This window comes from Streptomyces sp. NPDC107550 (assembly GCF_055639095.1).
In genome coordinates, this window is record NZ_JBVKBC010000007.1 from 1 (window position 1) to 22,345 (window position 22,345).

At 72.3% G+C, this 22,345-nt stretch carries 18 protein-coding genes and 1 rRNA gene; 11 read left to right on the top strand and 8 right to left on the bottom strand.

Translation table 11 applies throughout. The features are described 5' to 3' along the window. Positions 1 to 159: 159 nt before the first annotated feature. Positions 160 to 276 (top strand): 5S ribosomal RNA (rrf, locus tag ACZ7LY_RS12165). Between the two features lie 112 nt (positions 277 to 388). Here rrf and ACZ7LY_RS12170 read toward each other — a convergent pair. From ACZ7LY_RS12170 to ACZ7LY_RS12190, 5 genes are read right to left on the bottom strand one after another with little or no spacing between them, the layout of a single operon-like run. Further along, complete coding sequence (locus tag ACZ7LY_RS12170) at positions 389 to 1,699, bottom strand: DUF58 domain-containing protein (protein ID WP_471624460.1); 1,311 nt, start codon at positions 1,697 to 1,699, stop codon at positions 389 to 391. A gap of 22 nt (positions 1,700 to 1,721) precedes the next feature. Then, positions 1,722 to 2,711 (bottom strand): AAA family ATPase, encoded by a 990-nt coding sequence (locus tag ACZ7LY_RS12175; RefSeq protein WP_471624461.1) that lies wholly within the window; start codon positions 2,709 to 2,711, stop codon positions 1,722 to 1,724. Then, complete coding sequence (locus tag ACZ7LY_RS12180; RefSeq protein ID WP_471624462.1) at positions 2,711 to 3,988, bottom strand: DUF4350 domain-containing protein; 1,278 nt, start codon at positions 3,986 to 3,988, stop codon at positions 2,711 to 2,713. Before ACZ7LY_RS12180 ends, ACZ7LY_RS12175 begins: the two co-directional genes overlap by 1 nt. Next, positions 3,985 to 4,689, bottom strand: coding sequence for a DUF4129 domain-containing protein (locus ACZ7LY_RS12185; protein WP_471624463.1), 705 nt, complete (start codon positions 4,687 to 4,689; stop codon positions 3,985 to 3,987). Before ACZ7LY_RS12185 ends, ACZ7LY_RS12180 begins: the two co-directional genes overlap by 4 nt. 4 nt (positions 4,690 to 4,693) lie before the next feature. Further along, entirely contained in the window at positions 4,694 to 6,160 is a 1,467-nt protein-coding gene (locus ACZ7LY_RS12190; protein ID WP_471624464.1) for a DUF7847 domain-containing protein, read from the bottom strand. Between the two features lie 140 nt (positions 6,161 to 6,300). On the opposite strand from ACZ7LY_RS12190, the gene mtnA reads away from it, so the two are divergent. The 7 genes from mtnA (at position 6,301) to ACZ7LY_RS12225 (ending at position 15,232) form a co-directional block, all read left to right on the top strand. Continuing rightward, positions 6,301 to 7,494, top strand: coding sequence for an S-methyl-5-thioribose-1-phosphate isomerase (mtnA, locus tag ACZ7LY_RS12195; protein WP_471624465.1), 1,194 nt, complete (start codon positions 6,301 to 6,303; stop codon positions 7,492 to 7,494). 4 nt (positions 7,495 to 7,498) lie between these two features. After that, positions 7,499 to 8,188 carry a two-component system response regulator MtrA gene (gene mtrA / locus ACZ7LY_RS12200; protein ID WP_199836122.1) on the top strand — a complete coding sequence of 230 codons (690 nt, stop codon included), beginning with the start codon at positions 7,499 to 7,501 and terminating at the stop codon, positions 8,186 to 8,188. A 1-nt stretch (position 8,189) separates the two neighbouring features. Next, complete coding sequence (mtrB, locus tag ACZ7LY_RS12205) at positions 8,190 to 10,259, top strand: MtrAB system histidine kinase MtrB (RefSeq protein ID WP_471624466.1); 2,070 nt, start codon at positions 8,190 to 8,192, stop codon at positions 10,257 to 10,259. Next, positions 10,252 to 12,135 (top strand): LpqB family beta-propeller domain-containing protein, encoded by a 1,884-nt coding sequence (locus ACZ7LY_RS12210; RefSeq protein WP_471624467.1) that lies wholly within the window; start codon positions 10,252 to 10,254, stop codon positions 12,133 to 12,135. Before mtrB ends, ACZ7LY_RS12210 begins: the two co-directional genes overlap by 8 nt. A gap of 287 nt (positions 12,136 to 12,422) precedes the next feature. Further along, positions 12,423 to 13,217: a ComF family protein gene (locus ACZ7LY_RS12215; protein ID WP_471624468.1), complete on the top strand. Its 795-nt coding sequence runs from the start codon at positions 12,423 to 12,425 to the stop codon at positions 13,215 to 13,217. Between the two features lie 338 nt (positions 13,218 to 13,555). Continuing rightward, positions 13,556 to 14,251, top strand: a complete 696-nt coding sequence (hpf, locus tag ACZ7LY_RS12220) for a ribosome hibernation-promoting factor, HPF/YfiA family (RefSeq protein WP_471624469.1) — start codon at positions 13,556 to 13,558, stop codon at positions 14,249 to 14,251. A 228-nt stretch (positions 14,252 to 14,479) separates the two neighbouring features. Then, positions 14,480 to 15,232 (top strand): response regulator, encoded by a 753-nt coding sequence (locus ACZ7LY_RS12225; protein WP_471624470.1) that lies wholly within the window; start codon positions 14,480 to 14,482, stop codon positions 15,230 to 15,232. Between the two features lie 112 nt (positions 15,233 to 15,344). Here ACZ7LY_RS12225 and ACZ7LY_RS12230 read toward each other — a convergent pair whose 3' ends face one another. Both ACZ7LY_RS12230 and ACZ7LY_RS12235 read right to left on the bottom strand, forming a co-directional pair. Further along, on the bottom strand, positions 15,345 to 16,526 hold the full coding sequence (locus ACZ7LY_RS12230) for a winged helix-turn-helix domain-containing protein (protein WP_471624471.1): 1,182 nt from the start codon (positions 16,524 to 16,526) through the stop codon (positions 15,345 to 15,347). 35 nt (positions 16,527 to 16,561) lie between these two features. Further along, positions 16,562 to 17,137 carry a GNAT family N-acetyltransferase gene (locus ACZ7LY_RS12235; RefSeq protein ID WP_471624472.1) on the bottom strand — a complete coding sequence of 192 codons (576 nt, stop codon included), beginning with the start codon at positions 17,135 to 17,137 and terminating at the stop codon, positions 16,562 to 16,564. Between the two features lie 197 nt (positions 17,138 to 17,334). Between ACZ7LY_RS12235 and secA the strand changes: the two genes are divergently transcribed. After that, positions 17,335 to 20,142, top strand: coding sequence for a preprotein translocase subunit SecA (secA, locus tag ACZ7LY_RS12240; RefSeq protein ID WP_471624473.1), 2,808 nt, complete (start codon positions 17,335 to 17,337; stop codon positions 20,140 to 20,142). A gap of 67 nt (positions 20,143 to 20,209) precedes the next feature. Here the strand turns inward: secA and ACZ7LY_RS12245 are convergent, their stop codons facing one another. Continuing rightward, on the bottom strand, positions 20,210 to 20,629 hold the full coding sequence (locus tag ACZ7LY_RS12245) for an Rv3235 family protein (RefSeq protein WP_471624474.1): 420 nt from the start codon (positions 20,627 to 20,629) through the stop codon (positions 20,210 to 20,212). 291 nt (positions 20,630 to 20,920) lie between these two features. Here ACZ7LY_RS12245 and ACZ7LY_RS12250 point away from each other — a divergent pair, with 291 nt between their 5' ends. Continuing rightward, positions 20,921 to 21,439 (top strand): DUF6912 family protein, encoded by a 519-nt coding sequence (locus tag ACZ7LY_RS12250; RefSeq protein ID WP_471624475.1) that lies wholly within the window; start codon positions 20,921 to 20,923, stop codon positions 21,437 to 21,439. Between the two features lie 45 nt (positions 21,440 to 21,484). After that, on the top strand, positions 21,485 to 22,198 hold the full coding sequence (locus ACZ7LY_RS12255; protein ID WP_471624476.1) for an HAD family hydrolase: 714 nt from the start codon (positions 21,485 to 21,487) through the stop codon (positions 22,196 to 22,198). Positions 22,199 to 22,345: the final 147 nt, after the last annotated feature.

The following is a 22,345-nucleotide window of genomic DNA, read 5'->3' on the forward strand; positions in this document are numbered from 1 at the left end:
GTTGATAGGCCAGATATGGAAGCCCTGTAAGGGGTGGAGTTGACTGGTACTAATAGGCCGAGGGCTTGTCCTCAGTTGCTCGCGTCCACTGTGTTGGTTCTGAAACCACGAACAACCCCGTACAGGTCACGTACGGTGCGGTTGACAGTTTCATAGTGTTTCGGTGGTCATAGCGTGAGGGAAACGCCCGGTTACATTCCGAACCCGGAAGCTAAGCCTCACAGCGCCGATGGTACTGCAGGGGGGACCCTGTGGGAGAGTAGGACGCCGCCGAACTATTGTTGAGAGAAAGCCCTGGACGGGTTACCGTCCAGGGCTTTTTCGCGTTTACAGGGCTCTTTTCTCCCTGGTCTTTCGCCGGAAGGAAGGGGGGGGGCTGCCTGCTGGCTCAGAGGCGGCCGGCTGCTTTCAGGGAGAGGTAGGCGTCCGCGAGGGCGGGGGCCAGCACCGAAGGCGTCGCGTCGACGACGGTCACTCCGTGGCGCCGTAGTTTGTCCGCCGTCCGCAGACGTTCCGCCTGGGATTGGGCCGCGGAAGCAGCCTCGTAGATCGCGTCCGTGCTGCCTCGGGAAGCCGCCATCGTCTCGATGGCCGGGTCCGCCACGGAGGCCACGAGGACCGTGTGGCGCTTCGTCAGGCGCGGGAGGACCGGGAGCAGGCCCTCCTCGACCGGGGCCGCGTCCAGCGTCGTCAGAAGAACGATCAGAGAGCGGCGGGGAGCCGTATGGAGGGCCGTGGCGGTCAGGCCGCGGGCGTCCGTCTCGAGCAGCTCGGGCTCCAGCGGGGCCATCGCGTTGACCAGAGCCGGGAGGACGTCGCCGCCTGTGCGGCCCTGGACCAGGGCGCGTACACGACGGTCGTAGGCCAGGAGGTCCACGCGGTCGCCCGCGCGGGACGCCAGGGCGCCCAGGAGCAGCGCCGCGTCCATCGACGCGTCCAGGCGGGGTGCGTCGCCGACGCGGCCGGCGGAGGTGCGGCCGGTGTCGAGGACCAGGAGGATGTGCCGGTCGCGTTCGGGGCGCCAGGTGCGGACGGCGACCGCCTGCTGGCGGGCCGTGGCGCGCCAGTCGATGGAGCGGGTGTCGTCGCCCGGCACGTACTCGCGCAGGCTGTCGAACTCCGTGCCTTCGCCCCTGGTCAGGACGCTGGTGCGGCCGTCGAGTTCCCGTAGGCGGGCCAGTTTCGAGGGCAGGTGCTTGCGGCTGTGGAACGGTGGCAGGACCCGGATCGTCCACGGGACCGCGTGGGTGCCCTGGCGGGTGAACAGGCCGAGCGGTCCGTACGAGCGGATCGTGACGCGGTCGGCGTGACGGTCGCCCCTGCGGGTCGGCAGGAGACGCGTCGTGACGCGGCGGCGCTCGCCCGCGGGGATCGTGACCGTGTGCCGGGACGCGTCCTGTTCCGTGCCCGCGGTCCACGTGCTCGGCGGCCACGCGTCGCGGATGCGGGCGCGCAGACGGCGGCGGGACGGATTGGTGACGGTGAGGGTGACGTCGGCCGGGTCGCCGAGGCGTACGGAGGTGTCGCCCGAGCGGGTCAGGCGCAGTCTCCGTACCGGCGCGGCCAGGGCGAAGTCGCAGGCGCAGGCCAGGGCCAGCGGGGTGTTGACGGCGAGGATGCCCGTCCAGCTGGGCTCCCAGATCCCCACGGGGAGGGAGCCCAGGGCGGCGAGCAGGGCCGTACGTCCGGTGAGGGCCATGTCGGGGTGGTCTCCGGCCTGGTCAGCGGGGGACGGGGACGTGGGTGAGGATCGCGTTGATCACCGAGTCCGGTGTCACGCCCTCCATCTCGGCCTCCGGGCGGAGCTGGACGCGGTGGCGCAGGGTCGGCAGGGCGAGCGCCTTCACGTCGTCGGGGGTGACGTAGTCGCGGCCGGTCAGCCAGGCCCAGGCGCGGGCCGTGGCGAACAGGGCCGTCGCGCCGCGCGGGGAGACGCCGAGGGTGAGGGACGGCGACTCGCGGGTGGCGCGGCAGATGTCGACGACGTACGCGGTGATCTCGGGGGAGACCGTGGTCTTGGCCACGGCGGCGCGGGCCGCTTCGAGGTCGGCGGCGCTCGCCACGGGGCGTACGCCGGCGGCGCGCAGGTCGCGGGGGTTGAAGCCGGCGGCGTGGCGGGTGAGGACGTCGATCTCGTCCTGCCGGGTGGGCAGCGGAACGTTCAGCTTGAGCAGGAAGCGGTCCAGCTGGGCCTCGGGCAGGGGGTACGTGCCCTCGTACTCGACCGGGTTCTGGGTGGCGATGACCATGAACGGGTCGGGCAGCGGGCGCGGTGTGCCGTCGACCGTGATCTGGCGCTCCTCCATCGCTTCGAGGAGCGAGGACTGGGTCTTGGGAGGGGTGCGGTTGATCTCGTCCGCGAGGAGGAGGTTCGTGAACGCGGGGCCCGGCTGGAAGGAGAAGCGGGAGGTGTGCGTGTCGTAGACCAGGGAGCCGGTGACGTCGCTGGGCATCAGGTCCGGGGTGAACTGGACGCGCTTGGTGTCGACTTCGAGGGAAGCGGCCAGGGCCCGTACGAGGAGGGTCTTGGCGACGCCGGGGACGCCTTCGAGCAGGACGTGGCCTCGGCACAGGAGGGCCACGACCAGGCCCGTGACGGTGGAGTCCTGGCCGACCACGGCCTTGGCGATCTCGGTGCGCAGGGCCTCCAGAGAAGCCCGTGAGCTGCGGGGATCGGTCGTGGGCCCGGCGTTGTCAGTGGTCGGGTCCATCATGTGTTCCGTACCTCTCTTTCGAGGGCGTCGAGGTGGTCGGCGAGTGCGATGAGTGCTGCGTCGGTCGTCGGCGGCGGGCCGAAGAGGAGTGCGTGCGGGTCCCGGGCGGGCGTGGGGAGTTGGCGTGCCAGGGCCGGCAGGAAGGTCTCGGGCGTGTGGGCCTGGGACGGGGGGATGCCGATGAGGGGGGCGAGTCGGGTGCGGGTGGAGATACGCAGGGCCGTGGCGGCGCGGTCGCGGGCGTTCGCCGTGCGGTAGAGGCGGGCGCGGCCTTCGGTGGTCTCGGAGGCGCGGATCGCGACGGGCAGGCGTTCGGGGACCAGGGGGCCGAAGCGGCGGGCGCGCCACAGCGCGGCGAGCGCCGCCGCGACGAACAACTGGAGCGTGCCCCACAGCCAGCCCTTGGGGAGCAGGTCGAAGAAGCTGCGGTCGCGGTCGGAGCCGGAGGCCGCGGCGTCGTCCGAGGGGGAGGGGAGGTACCAGACCAGATGAGGGCGGGTACCGAGGAGTTGGAGGGCGAGCGAGGCGTTGCCCTGCTCGTCGAGGGTGTCGTTGACGAGGATGTCGGGGGCGCCGATGAGCACGGTGTCGCCGGGCCCGGTGGCGTCGGGCACGCGCAGGAGCGTGGCGGCGCCGTCGGAGCGGTAGCAGCGGTCGGCGCCGGGGGCCGTTGTGGTGTAGCGGTGGCCGCCGCCGGTCGTGGCGGGGCCCGCGCGGCGCGCCTCGGGCATCGTGCAGGCGGGAGCCAGGACGGTGTCCGTGCCGGTCCGGGACGTGGTGCCGGTCCGGGGCGCGAGGCGGTCGGTCGCGGCGGGTCCGGGGGCGACGAGGACCGTGCGGCCCGCGGAGTCGGCGGTGGCGGCCTGGAGCTGGTCCTGCTGGTGGGCGGTCAGCAGGTCGGGGCGGGCGACGAGGAGCGTGGTGTCGGCGCCGGTCGCGGCGCGGGCGTCGGCGGCGGTGGTGACGACGCGGGTGTCGACACCGCGCTCGGCGAGGAGCTGGGCGACGGCGCGGCTGCCGTACGGGTCGGCGGAGCGCGGGTCGAGGGTGCCGTGCCGCGCGCCGGAGCGGGCTACGGCGATGACCGCGCCGGCGATCAGGAGAACGACGAGGGCGAGGGCGATGCCTCGCGTGCGGGTCCACAGGTGGCGGGCGGTGGGCGCCGTGGACGTCGGCTGCTCGCCGGGGCCGTCGGCGGGCTTCGGGGGCTCGGGTGCCGGCTGCGCCGAGGCGGGGGCCTCCAGGGCCGGGCCGGGAGTGGTGGGCGGCGTCATCGTGGGGCCCCCGGGGCGGTCAGGGCCGGCGTGGTGAGGACGGGGGTGGTGCGGGTGGCGTCGGTGTCCAGGGCGGTCAGCCGCTCGTACGTGTCCCTGGTGGCGCTGCGCCCGCCGTACGTGACGTCGTCGAAGTCGCGGGCGGCGGCGCCCAGGCGGTCGGCGAGGCCGGGCAGCGGGCGGGACGCCTCGGCGGCGGCCTCGTCGGCGGTGCGGCCGGGGCGGGGATCGAGCAGGGCGCGCTCCTCCAGGGAGCGGACCAGGGCGCGCATGCGTTCCTGCACGGCCTGGTTCCAGTGGGCCTGGGCGGCGTGCGCCTCGGCGGTCGCGCGGTGCTCGGCGGCGCTGCGCGGGCGGTCGTCGAAGAGGGGGGCGGTGGTGGCGGGGGAGCGGCGCGGGGTGCCGAGGCGCCACCACAGGGCGCCTGCGACGGCGGCCACGGCGAGCACGATGACCAGCAGGCCGACCGTGCCGCCGGGGGCCGCGCCGGACGCGGCGGAGAACAGGGCGTCGATCCACTCCCAGAACTTGCTGAGAGCGCGCAGGAACCAGCTCGGCTCGTGCTCGTGGTACGCCGGCTTGGACAGCTCGCGCCTGGCCGCCTCCCGCGCCGGATCGCGCGAGATGGTCACCGGCGGTGTCTCCCCGCCGGCGTGCGTCAGGAGTACGGCCGCCGCGAGCACTCCCCCCTGCGCGCTCACCGCATCAGCTCCCCGGGGTGGCGCCGGGGGTGTCCCCGTAGCCCTGGAGGCCGGCGGCGCGGGCGAGTTCGAGGTCGAGGGCCTCGCGCCGGATGCGCTGGTCGACGTAGAGGAGGACCGTGACGCCCGCCGTGATCGGGAAGGTGATCGTGGAGCCGATGATCGCGCCGATCGCGGTGATGATCAGGAAGCTCCAGCCGCCCGTGCCGGTCTGCAGGAAGCCGCCGACGCCGTCGCCGCCGAAGATGCCGGCGATCACGGTGAACGGGACGAGGATGACGGAGGAGACGACGCCCGCGATGATCGAGGCGAGGATCGTGATGCCGAAGACCCGCCACCACGAACCGCGTACGAGCTTCACGGAGCGGCTCATCGCCTTGCGCACGGTCTGCTTCTCCAGCATCAGCGCGGGCGAGGCCAGCGAGAAGCGGATCATCAGCCAGACGGCGAGGACGAATCCGACGAGGGCGCCGAGGATGCCGAGCGCGAGAGCGCCGTCGGACGCGCCGGCGATGCCGAGGACGATGCCCGGCAGGGTGCAGACCAGGACGACGGCGACGGCGATCAGCGGCAGCAGCAGCGTCAGGCCGAGCAGCCGCAGCAACTGGGGGCGGGCGTCGCGCCATGCCTCGCCGAGCGTGACCTGGCGGCCGAGGACGGCGCGGCTGGTGACCGTGGTCAGCAGGGCGGTGGCGACGATCGTGCCGAGCAGCGTGACGATCTGGACGAGGCCGGAGCCGACGAAGACCTCGCCGACGGCGTTGAGGACCTGGCGCGGGGTGGCGTCCGGGTTGTCCAGGGCGTCGAGGGTCGCCGAGTCGTTGAGGACGAGGCCCTGGAGGAGGACCGCGAGGACCTGGGTGACGACGGCGACGGTGAGCGAGATACCGAGGACGGTGCGCCAGTAGGTGCGCATGGTGGAGACGGCGCCGTCGAGGATCTCGCCGACGCCGAGGGGGCGCAGCGGGATGACGCCGGGCTTGGCCGCCGGGGGCGGGCCTCCCCAGCCGCCCTGTCCCCAGCCGCCGCCCTGTCCCCAGCCAGGCTGTCCCCAGCCGGGCTGGGCGCCGCCCCAGTTGCCGTAGCCGCCGGGTGCTCCTGGGCCGGCGTGACCGCCCGGGGCCTGGCCCCAGCCGCCCTGGGCGCCGGGGTGCGGGCCGCCCTGGCCGCCCCAGCCCTGGCCGGCGCCCGGGTTCGGGCCCGGGCCCGGGCCCTGGGGCTGTTCCTGGCCGGGGGCCGGTGGGGGTGGGGGCGGGTTCTGGCCGGAGGGGGCGGACCACTGGGCGGGCGGCGGCTGCTCCTTGGACCACTTGACGCCCTGGCCCGCGTCCTGCGGGGAGGCGTCCTGCGGGCCGGTGCCCTGGGCGTCGCCGCCCTGGCCCGTGCCGTCCTGGCCGGCGTCCTCTCGGCCGCCGTCGGGGTCGTCGGAGGGGGCGGATCCGGGCGATGCCCAGCCCGGAGTGTCGTTCATCGTCGCTCCTTCAAGGTGCCCGTCCGCTGTCGCGGCGGCCGGTTGGCTGCCATCGTGCCATGGGGTGGGCGTGGGATGACCTGGCCCGGTGGGGGCTGGACACCTTCATTTGTCGGGCGGGTAAGGGGCAGACTGGGCGGATGGCTGATCAGCAGGCGCAATCCGGCGAGGACATACGGCTCAGCGACGACATACAGCCCGACACCATCGGCGAGACCATCGGCATACCGGCGATCCGCTGGGAGGAACCGGCGGAGGGGCCCGCGCTGGTGCTCCTCGATCAGACGCGGCTGCCGGCCGAGGAGAGTGAGTTCGTCTGCACCGACCCGCAGGCACTCGTGCAGGCCATCAGGACCCTCGCCGTGCGCGGCGCCCCGCTGCTCGGCATCGCCGGGGCGTACGGGGTGGCGCTCGCGGCGGCGCGCGGCTTCGACGTACGGGACGCGGCGGACGCGCTGGCCGACGCGCGGCCCACCGCCGTCAATCTCGCGGCCGGGGTGCGGCGGGCGTACGACGCCTACCGCGCGGCCCTCGGCGGGGCGGGCGGGGCCGGCGCCGAGGAGCGGGCCGCGGCGGCGGCGCTCGCCGAGGCGCGGGCGCTGCACCGGGAGGACGCCGAGGCCAGCGCCCGGATGGCGGCGCACGGGCTGCGGCTCCTGGACGAGCTGTTGCCCGGCGGGAACCACCGGGTCCTCACGCACTGCAACACCGGGGCGCTGGTGTCGGGCGGGGAGGGCACGGCGTTCGCGGTGGCGCTCGCCGCGCACCGGGCGGGGCGGCTGCGCCGGCTGTGGGTGGACGAGACGCGGCCGCTGTTGCAGGGTGCTCGTCTGACCGCGTACGAGGCCGCGCGCAACGGGATGGCGTACACGCTGCTCACGGACAGCGCGGCGGGCTCGCTGTTCGCCTCGGGTGAGGTGGACGCCGTGCTGATCGGCGCGGACCGGATCGCGGCGGACGGTTCGGTGGCCAACAAGGTGGGGAGCTATCCGCTCGCCGTGCTGGCGCGCTATCACCATGTGCCGTTCATCGTGGTGGCGCCGCTGACGACCCTCGACCCGGGCACGCCCGACGGCGCGTCCATCGAGGTGGAGCAGCGGGCCGGGCACGAGGTGACGGAGATCACGGCGCCGAGGGCGCCCGTGGCGGGAGTGGAGGCGGGTGGCGGGATTCCGGTGGCACCACTGGGGACGCAGGCGTACAACCCGGCGTTCGACGTGACGCCGCCGGAGCTGGTGACGGCGATCGTCACCGAGTGGGGCGTTGTGGCGCCTGTGACTGCTGAGAGTCTGGGTGAGCTGTGTGACAGGTCACGCCAGGCAACGATGAGCTAATGGGATGATGTGGTCCATGAAGGGACGAGTCCTTGTCGTCGACGACGACACCGCACTGGCCGAGATGCTCGGCATTGTGCTGCGTGGTGAAGGTTTTGAGCCGTCGTTCGTGGCAGACGGCGACAAGGCGCTGGCCGCTTTCCGTGAGACCAAGCCCGATCTGGTGCTCCTGGACCTGATGCTTCCCGGCCGGGACGGTATCGAGGTGTGCCGCCTGATCAGGGCGGAGTCCGGGGTGCCGATCGTGATGCTCACGGCCAAGAGCGACACCGTCGATGTCGTCGTGGGCCTGGAGTCCGGCGCTGACGACTACATAGTGAAGCCCTTCAAGCCAAAGGAGCTGGTCGCCCGTATCCGGGCGCGGCTGCGGCGGTCGGAGGAGCCCGCGCCCGAGCAGTTGGCCATCGGTGACCTGGTCATCGATGTGGCCGGGCACTCGGTCAAGCGGGACGGGCAGTCGATCGCGCTGACGCCGCTGGAGTTCGACCTGCTGGTCGCGCTCGCCCGTAAGCCGTGGCAGGTGTTCACGCGTGAGGTGCTCCTGGAGCAGGTCTGGGGCTACCGGCACGCGGCGGACACCCGTCTGGTGAACGTGCATGTGCAGCGGCTGCGTTCCAAGGTCGAGAAGGACCCGGAGCGGCCGGAGATCGTGGTGACCGTCCGCGGCGTCGGCTACAAGGCCGGACCGAGCTGACATGTCCCGGAACAGTGCCGCTTCGGCGCCCGGGAAGCCGGGGTCTCGCGCGGAGCGGCCTGTGGGATCCGCGGCGGGGCGCCCGCCCGGCCGCGGATCCTGGTGGCGCCGGCTCGTGGACGGCGGCCTGCTGCTCAAGGGCGGGGTGAACGGCAGCCCCGTCCTGCGGCTGTTCGCGCGCTGGGTGCGCCGTCCGCTGCTGCCCGCGCTGCGGCTGTGGCGGCGCAACATCCAGCTCAAGGTCGTCGTCACGACGCTGCTGATGTCGCTCGGTGTCGTGCTGCTGCTCGGCATCGTCGTCATCGGCTCCGTGCGCAACGGACTGCTGGACGCGAAGGTGCGGGCCTCGCAGAGTCAGGCCGAGGGCGGGTTCCGCGCGGCCAAGGACCGGGCGGACTCGGCGGCGGCCGGGGCGCGCGGCGGTACGGGCGGCGCCGACAGCCGCACCACTTTGAACTCGAACAACTGGATGAGTGAGCTGGTCATGCAGCTCTCCAGTGGTGGCAAGGGCGCGTTCGACGTCGTGACGCTGAGCGCGAGCGACCGGGACAGCGGGAACGGGCGGGCGCCGCGCGGTTCCGGGGTCGTGGAGCCGGACCGCAGTGTGCCCGACGAGCTGCGCACCCGGGTCGACCGGATGACCGGCGCGTCCCAGGTCTACGCCCGGATCTACTACAGCGGCGGCCGCGAGTCGCAGCCCGGACTGGTCATCGGCAAGCGGCTCAACGATCCGCAGGGCGACGCCTACCAGCTCTACTACCTCTTCCCGCTGACGCAGGAGGAGAAGTCGCTCAGCCTGGTCAGGGGCACGCTCGCCACGGCGGGGCTGTTCGTGGTGGTGCTGCTCGGCGCCATCGCCTGGCTCGTCGTACGGCAGGTCGTCACGCCGGTGCGGATGGCCGCGGGGGTCGCCGAGCGGCTGTCCGCGGGGCGCCTTCAGGAACGTATGAAGGTGACCGGCGAGGACGACATCGCGCGGCTCGGCGAGGCGTTCAACAAGATGGCGCAGAATCTGGCGCTCAAGATCCAGCAGTTGGAGGACCTGTCGCGGATGCAGCGGCGGTTCGTGTCCGACGTCAGCCATGAGCTGCGGACGCCGCTGACGACCGTACGGATGGCCGCCGATGTCATCCATGAGGCGCGGTCCGACTTCGATCCGGTGACGGCGCGGTCGGCGGAGCTGCTGGCGGACCAGCTGGACCGGTTCGAGTCGCTGCTCGCGGATCTGCTGGAGATCAGCCGGTTCGACGCGGGCGCGGCGGCGCTGGAGGCCGAGCCGATGGATCTGCGGGAGGTCGTGCGCCGCGTCGTGGGCGGCGCGGAGCCGCTCGCGGACCACAAGGGGACGCACATCCGGATCGTCGGGGACGACCAGCCGGTGATCGCCGAGGTGGACGCGCGCCGCGTGGAGCGGGTGCTGCGCAACCTCGTGGCGAACGCGGTGGAGCACGGTGAGGGCAAGGACGTCGTGGTGCGGCTCGCCGCGGCCGGCGGCGCGGTCGCCGTCGCCGTACGGGACTACGGCGTGGGGCTGAAGCCGGGCGAGGCGACGCGGGTGTTCAGCCGCTTCTGGCGGGCTGATCCGGCACGCGCGCGTACGACGGGCGGTACGGGCCTCGGCCTGTCGATCGCGCTGGAGGACGCGCGGCTGCACGGCGGCTGGTTGCAGGCGTGGGGCGAGCCGGGCGGCGGTTCGCAGTTCCGGCTGACGTTGCCGAGGACGGCGGACGAGGCGCTGCGCGGTTCGCCGATACCGCTGGAGCCGGAGGACTCGCGGCGCAACCGGGGGCTCGGCGAGGCCGGGCTGCCGCACGACGACGGCCGCAAGCTGGCGACCGTGCCCGCGCAGGCGCCGCCCGCGCAGGCGGCGGCGCAGGTCGGGCCGCGGCAGGCGCAGGCGCAGGCGTCGGTGCCGGTCGATCCGACGGCGCTGCCGGGCAGCGGCTCGCGGGTCGTGCCGCGCGGCGGCGCGGGCGGGGGTTCCGCCGCGGGCGGTTCCCCCGGCGCCGGTGACGGGGGCCGTGGTGAGGGCGGGCAGCGGGACGAGGGGAGCGGGGGCACGCATGCGTAGCGGGGAGTTCCGGGGGCGGACGCGCGGGCGTGCGGTGCGCGGGCGCGCGGTGCGGGCGGGGGTGTTCGCCGGCTGCGCTGCCATGGTGCTCGGTGGTTGCGCCTCCATGCCGGACAGCGGGGGCCTCGCGTCCGTGGAGGCCTCGCAGAAGCCCGACTCGCAGGTGCGGGTGTTCGCGCTGCCGCCCCGCGACAGCGCCGACCCGAAGAGCATCGTGGACGGCTTCCTTGAGGCGCTGACCAGCGATGATCCCTCGTACGCGATGGCGCGGAAGTATCTGACGCCCAAGGCCGCCAAGGAGTGGCGTCCGCAGTCGCAGACCGTCGTGCTGGCCGATGGGCCGAGCCCCAGCCCGAGCGGCCGGCCGAACGCGGGCGACGAGGGCCGCGTCTACCGGCTGAGGGGGCGTCAGGTCGCGGTCGTGGACCGACAGCAGGCGTATCAGCCCGACAAGAACGCCTATGACCAGGATCTGCATCTCACGCAGGTCGACACGCCCAAGGGCAAGCAGTGGCGGATCGACTCGCTGCCGCAGGGCGTCGTGCTCGCCGAGTCCGACTTCCAGCGCATCTACCAGTCTGTCAACAAGTACTACTACGCGCTCGGTTCGACGCCCGGCGAGGAGGGCGGTCAGCGGCAGCTCGTCGCGGACCCCGTCTTCGTACGGCAGTGGACGGATCCGCTGACGGAGACCGTGCGGCAGTTGCTGGCCGGGCCGACGCGCTGGCTGGACCCGGTGGTGTGGACGGCGTTCCCGTCGGGCGTGGCGCTCAAGGGCGGGGTGGACTCGCTGACGCCGGACGACGCGAACAAGCTGACGGTTCCGTTGAACAGGAAGGCGGACGCGGTCGGGCCGGGCAAGTGCAAGGAGATGGCGGCGCAACTCCTGTTCTCGCTACGGGATCTGACGTCGTCCAGTGTCGAAGAGGTCGAACTGCAGCGCTCCGACGGCCGGTTGATGTGCACCATGAGGGAGGGCGCGGCGGACGCGCTGGTCGCGCCGCGTTCCTCGTCGGGGCCCGACCGGCAGTACTTCCTGGACGCCAAGGGCCGGTTGGTGCGGATGGCGGGCGCCGGGTCGGGCAAGAGCCCCGAGCGGGTGCCGGGGCCGCTCGGGGAGGGCGCGGCGCGGCTGCGGTCCGTCGCCGTCTCGCACGACCAGGAGCGGGCGGCGGGGGTCACGGCGGACGGGCGCGGCCTGTACGTGGCCTCGCTCATCCCCAGTGCCTCGCTGGGCGATCCGCTGGCGCGCAGTCACGCGAAGGCGGAGAAGGACGGGTTCACGACGCCGAGTTGGGACGGGAGCGGGGATCTGTGGGTCGCCGACCGGGACCCGAAGGCGCCGCGGCTGCTGATGTTCGAGCAGGGGCTCGGGGAGCGGACGCGGCAGGTGGACGTGGACCGGCTCGGGGACGACACGCGCATCGAGGCGGTGAAGGTGTCCGCCGACGGGGCGCGGATCGCTCTGCTGACGACGTCCGGGGACGGCAAGGGCCGTACGGAGTTGCGGATCGGGCGGGTCGAGCGGCATGCCGGGGCGGACGGGGAGACGGAGGTGTCCGTGACCGAGCTGCGGCGGGCCGCGCCGGAGATGGAGCAGGTGACGGCCATGTCGTGGGCGGGCGGGAGCCGGCTCGTCGTGGTCGGGCGGGAGTCCGGGGGGTTGCAGCAGATCCAGTACGTGCAGAGTGACGGGTCGACGCCTACGGGGCAGGCGTTGCCGGGGCTTACCCGGGTGACGGAGATCGCGGCGTCTTCGGAGGATGACGGGTTGCCGTTGCTGGCGCATTCCGATGACGGGGTTGTGCGGTTGCCCTCCGGGGCGGCTTGGCAGTCTGTTTCTGCTGAGGGGACGGCGCCGGTGTACCCCGGGTAGGGGCGGGTGTTTGGGTGCCGGGGTTTTGGGTGCCGGGGTTTTTGGGTGCGGGGGGTTGGTTGTTGCGCAGTTCCCCGCGCCCCTGAGGGGGGTTCTGCGGGGCGGGGTTTTGGGGTTCTCGCCAGTTTGGGGTGATGTGCGCGGTTCCTCGCGCCCCTGGCGGGGTTGGCTGTGGGCGGGGTTTTGGGGTTCTGGCCGGTTGAGGGTTACGTGCGCGGTTCCTCGCGCCCCTGGGCGGGTTTTCCACAGGGGTGGTGGGGGTGGGGGGTTGTTGGGAGAGTGGGGGGATGCGGGGGTGGTGGCGGGAGCTTTCCGGGCTGGTGCTGCCTGCCGAGTGCGCGGGGTGCGGCAGGCCGCGTACGGCGCTGTGCGCGCGGTGCGCGGCGGCGCTGTGCGAGGCGGGCCCGCGCCGGGTGCGGCCGTGTCCCGAGCCCGCGGGGCTGCCCGTCGTGCACGCGGCGGCGCCCTACCAGGACGCGGTGCGGGCCGTGCTGCTCGCTCACAAGGAGCGGGGCGCTCTCGGGCTGGCGAGGCCGCTCGGCGCGGCGCTGGCCCGCGCGGTGCGGGCGGGCGAGGCGGGGTCCGGGGCGCTCGCCCTCGTGCCGGTGCCGTCCGCGCCCCGCGCCACCCGCGCCCGGGGGCATGATCCGACGCGCCGGATCGCGGTCGCCGCGGCGGCCGAGCTGCGGCGGGCCGGGGTCGGGGTGCGGGTGCTGCCCGTGCTGCGGCAGCGGCGGTTCGTCGCCGACCAGGCCGGCCTGGACGCCCGGCGCCGCACGGCGAACATGACGGGCGCGCTGGAGGTGGTCGCGGGGGCGGATCGGCTGCTCGCGGAAGTTGGCCGGATCGTGCTGGTGGACGACCTCGTCACGACGGGCGCCACGCTGGTCGAGGCGGCGCGGGCGGTGCGGGCGGCGCTGTCCCGCGCGACTGGCCGGGCAGGGGAGCGGCGAAGAGACCCCCGGGGCGCCGTTGCGAGCCCGGCCGGCGCTCCCGGGGATCCCCGGATGTGCGGCCCGTACGCGATGGGAGCCGCGACCGTGGCGGGTTCTCCGGACTCTTTCGAAATAAACCGGAACTGACAGGGAATCCGAGTCGTTGCAGGTAGTGACTGGGTCCTTTCACCTGAATGGGGGTACGCGTCAGTAGAGGGTGACGACATCCGCCCGGGCGAGATATGTTCGGTTGTGAGGAACTCGGCAGAAAAGCGGGACGCCGTACCTCTCATATCGGAATGCCGTGCCCGGGGTTGCGGGAGAAGATTTACGCAATCACCCGACCCGGTGGGGTGGAGTACCCGTCCCCTGGGGAGGAGGAGGTGGAAGTCACCGAGTCCGAGGCTCCGGAAGTTGGCCGGAGTCTGGTGCAAGAGGGAGATGCTCCGCCTCAGGAGCGGAGCTATCCGGGAACGGAGTTCTGCGTGGACATCGTCGTCAAGGGCCGCAAGACCGAAGTGCCGGAGCGGTTCCGCAAGCACGTGGCCGAGAAGCTGAAGCTGGACAAGATCCAGAAGCTCGACGGCAAGGTGATCAGCCTCGACGTGGAGGTGTCCAAGGAGCCCAACCCCCGGCAGGCCGACCGGTGCGACCGCGTGGAGATCACGCTGCGCACCAGGGGCCCGGTGATCCGGGCGGAGGCGGCGGCGAGCGACCCGTACGCGGCGCTCGACCTGGCCACCGAGAAGCTGGACGCACGGCTGCGCAAGCAGCACAGCAAGCGGTCGACCCGGCGCGGCACGAAGCGGATCTCGGCCGCCGAGGTCGCCGACCGCGTGCCGGATGCCGCCCGGCTCAACGGGGACGGTTCGATCGCCAAGGACGAGACCGAGTCCGACGGCGTACCGACCACGAGGATCGGCTCGCTGGAGATCCAGGGCGAAGGCCCGCTCGTCGTCCGTGAGAAGACGCACGTGGCGGCACCCATGACGCTCGACCAGGCGCTCTACGAGATGGAACTGGTCGGACACGACTTCTATCTGTTCGTCGACTCCGAGACCAAGGAACCCAGCGTCGTCTACCGGCGACACGCCTACGACTACGGCGTCATCCACCTCACCACCGACCCCATGGTCGCCGAGGGGAACGGCGCGGACGCGGGCGACGCCATCGGCGGCTGACCACGCGGACGGACCGCTCCCGCGGGCTGTCCGAAAATCACTCATCCGGTGCCCCTGGAGTGCGCGTGCGCCCCGGGGGCACCCTCGTGCGACCCCCTCGTGCACCGCGTCGTCGCCGCGCGGACGCCGAGGCATGAAATCATGGCCGGGCCGGGTCAACCGGTGTGCCGGGGCCTCGGGTTGGCCCGGTACTGGAAGATCGGGCCACGGCCTTCAGGGGGAGGAACGATGGCGGACAGCTTCGGGCCGATGCGGGCCGAGGACGACAGCGCGGGCGACGACGGCGCCGGCACGGGACCGGACGCCGGCTCCCCGCGCGAGGAGCCCATCCGGGTGCTGGTCGTCGACGACCACGCGCTGTTCCGGCGGGGCCTGGAGATCGTGCTCGCGGCCGAGGAGGACATCCAGGTCGTCGGCGAGGCCGGAGACGGCGCGGAGGCCGTCGACAAGGCGGCCGACCTGCTCCCGGACATCATCCTGATGGACGTACGGATGCCCAAGCGCGGCGGCATCGAGGCGTGCACCTCCATCAAGGAGGTGGCCCCCAGCGCCAAGATCATCATGCTGACGATAAGCGACGAGGAAGCCGACCTCTACGACGCGATCAAGGCCGGCGCCACCGGCTATCTCCTCAAGGAGATCTCCACCGACGAGGTCGCCACCGCGATCCGCGCCGTGGCCGACGGGCAGTCGCAGATCAGCCCGTCGATGGCGTCGAAGCTGCTCACCGAGTTCAAGTCGATGATCCAGCGCACCGACGAGCGGCGGCTCGTGCCCGCGCCCCGGCTCACCGACCGGGAGCTGGAGGTCCTCAAGCTCGTCGCCACCGGGATGAACAACAGGGACATCGCCAAGGAACTGTTCATCTCGGAGAACACGGTGAAGAACCACGTGCGGAACATCCTGGAGAAGCTCCAGCTCCACTCCCGGATGGAAGCCGTCGTCTACGCGATGCGCGAGAAGATCCTGGAGATCCGCTAGGGCCTGATCCGCCAGGACCTGATCAGCCAGGGCCTGATCCGCCGGGGCCTGGCCCGGGCCCGGGAGGACCGGTCCGGAGGGGACAGGCCCGTAGGACCGTTCCGCGGATCGGTCAGTCGGCCAGGGCCGCGATCAGGGCCCGCTTCAGCTCCGGCACGTCCATCCGCTCCACCCGTACGCTGTCGCACTCCACCCAGCTCGCCGCCTCCCGCAGCGCATGCGCCACCGCCGGTACCGCCTTCGGGCCGTCGAGCGACACCTGCTTGGCGACCAGCGTCGTCCCCTCCCGCGCCGGGTCCACCCGGCCCACCAGCCTGCCGCCCGCCAGCACCGGCATGGCGAAGTAGCCGTGCACGCGCTTTGGCCGGGGCACGTACGCCTCCAGGCGGTGCGTGAAGCCGAAGATCCGCTCGGTGCGCGCCCGCTCCCAGATCAGCGAGTCGAACGGCGACAGCAGCGTCGTACGGTGTCTGCCGCGCGGCGGCGACGCGAGGGCCTCGGGGGCGGCCCAGGCCGGCTTTCCGCCCCAGCCCTCGACCGTCACCGGCACCAGGTCCGTGTCCGCGATCACGGCGTCCACCTGCTCGTTCCTCAAGCGGTGATAGTCGGCGATGTCCGCGCGGGTGCCCACGCCGAGCGCCTGCCCGGCCTGGCGGACCAGGCGGCGCACGCACTCCGCGTCGTCCAGGTCGTCATGGAGCAGGTCCGCCGGAATCGCGCGCTCCGCCAGGTCGTACACCCGCTTCCAGCCACGCCGCTCGACGCACACCACGTCGCCGTACATCAGCGCCCGCTCGACGGCGATCTTCGACTCGGACCAGTCCCACCACTCGCCCTTGTTCTTCGCGCCGCCCAGTTCCGTCGCCGTCAGCGGGCCCTCCGCGCGCAACTGCTTGATGACCTGCGCGTAGGCGCCGTCGGGCAGATGGTGGTGCCACTGCGGGCGCGTGCGGTAGGCGCGGCGGCGGAACGCGAAGTGCGGCCACTCCTCGATCGGCAGCACGCACGCCGCGTGCGACCAGTACTCGAAGGCGTGGGTGTCGCTCCAGTACGCCGCCTCCACGGTCTTGCGGCCCACGGCACCGAGACGCGCGTACGGGATCAGCTCGTGGGAGCGGGCGAGGACGGAGATCGTGTCGAGCTGTACGGCGCCCAGCGAGCGCAGCACGCCCCGCACCCCCGCCCTGCGGTCCGGCGCGCCGAGGAAACCCTGGGCGCGCAGGGCGATACGGCGGGCCTCGTCGGCCGACAGGGACAGAGCGGCGGGAGCGGCGTCACGCGGCAGGGTCGTCATGCCCCGACACGATAGGGGGCGCCACTGACAACGCCTCAGGGCGTCTTCGCGGGCAGGTAGGGCAGCGCGCTCGGCAGGCCCAGGTCACAGGGGAGCAGCGAGGCGAGCCAGCAGTCGCGCAGCACGCCCTTGTTCGGCTGGCCCGCGCGGACCACGCCCTCCAGGCGGAATCCGGCCCGCTCGGCGACCGTGAGCGAGCCCACGTTCCCCACTTCGGCCCGCCACTCCAGGCGCGTACAGGACAGGGCGGTGAAGGCCCAGCGGGCGAGGCCGAGGACGGCCTCCGTCATATAGCCGCGCCCCCGGAACTCCTTCGTCGTCCAAAAACCGACCTCCCACGCGCCCGCGCGCGGGTGGTGCAGCGAGAGGGCGCCGGCGACCGGGCCGTGCTCGGCCGCGCGTATCGCGAAGGTGTACTCGCTGTCGGTCCGCCAGCCGTCCGCGACCACCCGGTTCACGAAGTATTCGGCGTCCGCGCGCGCGTAGGGCGAGGGGATCGTGGTCCAGCGCTGGATCTCGGGGTCCTGCGCCGCCGCGTACACCTCCTCGGTGTCGGCGGGCTCGAAGGCGCGCAGGAAGAGGCGGTCGGTGGTCAGCGTCACGGGGTCCATCGCCCGATTGTGCGGGGTCGTACGGGGTGACGCACCAGATTTCATGGCACGTACCGGCACCTTCCGGCGCCCTGGGCCGTTGGACCTCATGGCAGACCTCCCGGCGCGGCGGGGTCCTCGCATACGATGGCCGTTGCTCAGGCTGTCGCTTGAGTAACCGACCGTGCCAGGCCCGACCGGCAAGGAGACCAACCCCCGTGTCCGTCCTCTCGAAGATCATGCGTGCAGGCGAAGGCAAGATCCTGCGCAAGCTGCACCGCATCGCGGACCAGGTCAACTCCATCGAAGAGGACTTCGTGAGCCTCTCCGACGCCGAGCTGCGCGCACTCACCGACGAGTACAAGGAGCGGTTCGCCGACGGCGAGAGCCTGGACGACCTGCTGCCCGAGGCGTTCGCCACCGTCCGCGAGGCCGCCAAGCGCGTCCTCGGCCAGCGTCACTACGACGTGCAGCTCATGGGTGGCGCGGCGCTCCACCTGGGCTACGTGGCCGAGATGAAGACCGGTGAGGGCAAGACCCTGGTCGGCACGCTGCCCGCGTATCTCAACGCGCTGTCCGGCAAGGGCGTCCACCTGATCACGGTGAACGACTACCTGGCCGAGCGCGACTCCGAGATGATGGGCCGCGTCCACAAGTTCCTCGGCCTGTCCGTGGGCTGCATCCTGGCGAACATGACGCCGGCGCAGCGCCGGGAGATGTACAACTGCGACATCACCTACGGCACGAACAACGAGTTCGGCTTCGACTACCTCCGCGACAACATGGCGTGGTCGCAGGAGGAGCTGGTCCAGCGCGGCCACAACTTCGCGATCGTGGACGAGGTCGACTCGATCCTCGTCGACGAGGCCCGTACGCCGCTGATCATCTCCGGCCCCGCCGACCAGGCCACCAAGTGGTACGGCGACTTCGCCAAGCTCGTCACGCGCCTGAAGAAGGGCGAGGCGGGCAACCCGCTCAAGGGCATCGAGGAGACCGGCGACTACGAGGTCGACGAGAAGAAGCGCACCGTCGCCATCCACGAGCCGGGTGTCGCCAAGGTCGAGGACTGGCTCGGCATCGACAACCTGTACGAGTCGGTGAACACGCCGCTGGTGGGCTACCTCAACAACGCCATCAAGGCGAAGGAACTGTTCAAGAAGGACAAGGACTACGTCGTCATCGACGGCGAGGTCATGATCGTCGACGAGCACACCGGCCGTATCCTCGCCGGCCGCCGCTACAACGAGGGCATGCACCAGGCGATCGAGGCGAAGGAAGGGGTGGACATCAAGGACGAGAACCAGACGCTCGCCACGATCACCCTGCAGAACTTCTTCCGCCTCTACGACAAGCTCTCCGGCATGACCGGTACGGCGATGACCGAGGCCGCCGAGTTCCACCAGATCTACAAGCTCGGCGTCGTGCCCATCCCGACGAACAAGCCGATGGTCCGCAAGGACCAGGCCGACCTGATCTACCGCACGGAGATCGCCAAGTTCGACGCGGTCGTGGACGACATCGCGGAGAAGCACGAGAAGGGGCAGCCGATCCTGGTCGGCACCACCTCCGTCGAGAAGTCCGAGTACCTCTCGCAGCAGTTGTCCAAGCGCGGCATCCAGCACGAGGTGCTCAACGCCAAGCAGCACGACCGGGAGGCGACGATCGTCGCCCAGGCCGGCCGCAAGGGCGCCGTGACCGTGGCGACGAACATGGCCGGCCGAGGCACCGACATCAAGCTCGGCGGCAACCCCGACGACCTCGCCGAGGCGGAGCTGCGCCAGCGCGGCCTCGACCCCGTCGAGCACGTCGAGGAGTGGGCCGCCGCCCTGCCCGCCGCGCTCGAGAAGGCCGAGCAGGCCGTGAAGGCCGAGTTCGAAGAGGTCAAGAGCCTCGGCGGGCTCTACGTCCTCGGCACCGAGCGCCACGAGTCGCGCCGCATCGACAACCAGCTCCGCGGTCGAAGCGGCCGTCAGGGCGACCCGGGCGAGTCCCGGTTCTACCTGTCGCTCGGCGACGACCTGATGCGGCTGTTCAAGGCGCAGATGGTCGAGCGCGTCATGTCGATGGCGAACGTGCCGGACGACGTGCCGATCGAGAACAAGATGGTGACCCGCGCCATCGCCTCCGCCCAGTCGCAGGTCGAGCAGCAGAACTTCGAGACCCGTAAGAACGTCCTGAAGTACGACGAGGTGCTCAACCGGCAGCGCGAGGTCATCTACGGCGAGCGCCGCCGCGTCCTGGAGGGCGAGGACCTGCACGAGCAGGTGCAGCACTTCATGGACGACACGATCGACGCGTACATCGCGGCCGAGACCGCCGAGGGCTTCGCCGAGGAGTGGGACCTCGACCGGCTGTGGGGCGCCTTCCGGCAGCTCTACCCGATCAAGGTCACCGTGGAGGAGCTGGAGGAGGAGGCCGGCGACCGCGCCGGGCTCACCGCCGAGTTCATCAGCGAGGCCGTCAAGGACGACATCCACGCGCAGTACCAGGCGCGCGAGGAGCAGCTCGGCTCCGAGATCATGCGTGAGCTGGAGCGCCGCGTGGTCCTGTCGGTGCTGGACCGCAAGTGGCGTGAGCACCTGTACGAGATGGACTACCTGCAGGAGGGCATCGGCCTGCGGGCGATGGCCCAGAAGGACCCGCTGGTCGAGTACCAGCGCGAGGGCTTCGACATGTTCACCGCCATGATGGAGGGCATCAAGGAGGAGTCCGTCGGCTACCTGTTCAACCTGGAGGTCCAGGTCGAGCAGCAGGTCGAGGAGGTCCCGGTCGAGGACCAGGCGCCCACCTCGCTCGCCAAGGAGGACGCGGTGCCCGCGCAGGCGCGTCCCGAGATCCGGGCCAAGGGCCTGGACGCGCCCGCCCGCCCGGACCGCCTGCACTTCCAGGCGCCGAACGCCGAGGGCGGCGTCGACGAGGGCGACTTCGTCACCGAGGGCGGCCCGACCCGCTCCACGGCGGACGGGCTGACCCGCGCCGAGCGCCGCAAGCAGCAGAAGGAGAAGGGCCGCCGCCGCAAGAAGTAGGGCGGGAGCGCTTCTGAGCGAGAGGGCCGGGCACCGGGTGTGCCCGGCCCTCTCGCGTTCCCCGCCCTCAATACGTGTCGCGGGGCGGGCGCGTGTCCAGCTCCACCGCAGAGCAGCGCCAGCGGTGATCGGCGGTACGGGCCATGCGGAACGCCAGCGCGTGCAGGCGCGGGCCCACGGTGATGCGGGCGAAGACCTCGTACGCGCTCGGGCCCGCCTCGAAGTGGCCGATGTCGTGGACGCGGGGGACGGCGCCGGTGCGGGGCAGCGGCCGGTGTTCGAGCAGCCACAGCAGGTCCTCGTAGGCGTGGCCGACGGTGTGCCGGGCGAACCAGTGGGGCGGGCGGTCGCCGGTCAGCACCAGCAGCAGCCGCTGGGTGAACAGCTCGGTGGGGTGCGGCGGCGGGGCCGGTGTCAGGCGCCCGGGGCGGCGCTGGTCACGGCGGCCGGGCGGCCTGGTCGCGCGTCGGGGCCCTCGCCTCGTCATCACCTTCTGCACGCGTTCTCGCCTCCGGATACTGGTGAGTAACACTTCGTAAGGGACCTTGTACGGGCCCGGGGGAGGGGTCGGCAATGGGCGCCGGAGCGCGGGTCGGCGGGCGGACCGGTTCACCTATCCGGGTGGCCCCGCACCCGTGTGCGGCCTTGTGGGGAGCGGGCGCGGCCCGGGGCGGTCGGCGCCGGGTTGACGTGGGCGGCGACAGCGGGCGGCAGCCCGAAGGGGGACCGGCGCACGTATCCTGAGACCCTCCACGGACGACTACGAAAGCGGACCGTCATGCGCGTGTACGTACCTCTCTCCCTGCCCCGGCTCGCTCAGGCGTACAAGGCGGGCGAGCTGGGACCCGCGCCGCTGACCGCCTTCGCCGTGACGCCGGCGCTGCGCGAGTGGTACCTGTCGGACGACATCGAGGAGCTGGAGTACGCGGCCCTCAACCGCGCCGCGCTCGCCTCCCTGCGCATGCTCGCCGGGGAGCCGGACGCCGCCCGGCGGCGCGTCGTCGTCGCCGTCGACGTCGCGGACGGCGCGGCCGTCGCCGACCCCGACCGGGGCCTCGACCCGGCCTCGCTCGGCGAGGTCACCGTCCGCGCGAGCGTGCCGCTGGCCAAGGCCGCCGCCGTGCACGTCGACGCCGACGACGCGGAGGCCGACGTCGCCGCCGCGGCCGGGGCGCTCGGCGCGGCGGATCACGGGGACGACGACGCGCAGTTCGTCGTGGACGGCGCCGAGGACCACGAGCTGCTGTGGTTCGCCACGCAGGAGATCCCGCACCTCATCGGTCTCGGCGAGGGCTGAACCGGGCTCTGGGAGCGGGCCAGGGGAGCAGGTACGTTCGTACGCATGGGGAAGCAGGGGACGCCACCGGAGCGGGGCGGCGCGCGGGGTGGCGGCGCGCACATCGTCTGGGACTGGAACGGGACGCTGTTCCACGACAACGACGCCATCATCCGCGCCACCAACGCCGCGTTCGCGGAGCTGGGGCTCGCGCCGATCACGCTGGAGCGGTACCGGGAGCTGTACTGCGTGCCCGTGCCCAAGTTCTACGAGCGGTTGCTGGGGCGGCTGCCGAGTGACGCGGAGTGGCTGGTCATGGACGAGGCGTTCCACCGGCACTACACCGTGCACGCGCCCTCCTGCACGCTCACCGACGGTGTCGAACCGCTGCTGGCGAGCTGGCAGGCCGCCGGGCGCAGTCAGTCCATCCTCAGCATGTACGGGCATGAGGAGCTGGTGCCGATGGTGCGGCGGTTCGGGATCGCGGAGCGGTTCGTGCGGGTGGACGGGCGGGTCGGGCCCTCCGGGGGGAGCAAGGCGGCGCACATGGTGCGGCATCTCGGGGCGCTTGAGGGCGTGGCGGGCGTCGCGCCCGAGCGGACGGTTGTCATCGGGGATGCGGCGGATGACGCGGTCGCGGCGATCGGCGCGGGGGCGCGGGCGGTGCTCTATAGCGGGGGGTCGCACAGTCGGGGGAGTCTTGAGGGGGTGGGGGTGCCGGTGGTTGATTCGCTGGCGAAGGCGGTCGAGGTCGCGGGGCGGATCGTTTCGGGGGCGTGAGGTTCAGCGGGGCTGAAGCGGGTGTCTTGCGCAGTTCCCCGCGCCCCTGAGGTAGTGCCCCTTCGGGCGGGTTCTCTGGCGTCGTCATCATCGTGGCTGGTCGCGCAGTTCCCCGCGCCCCTGGGGAGTCACCCTGGACGCCAGTTC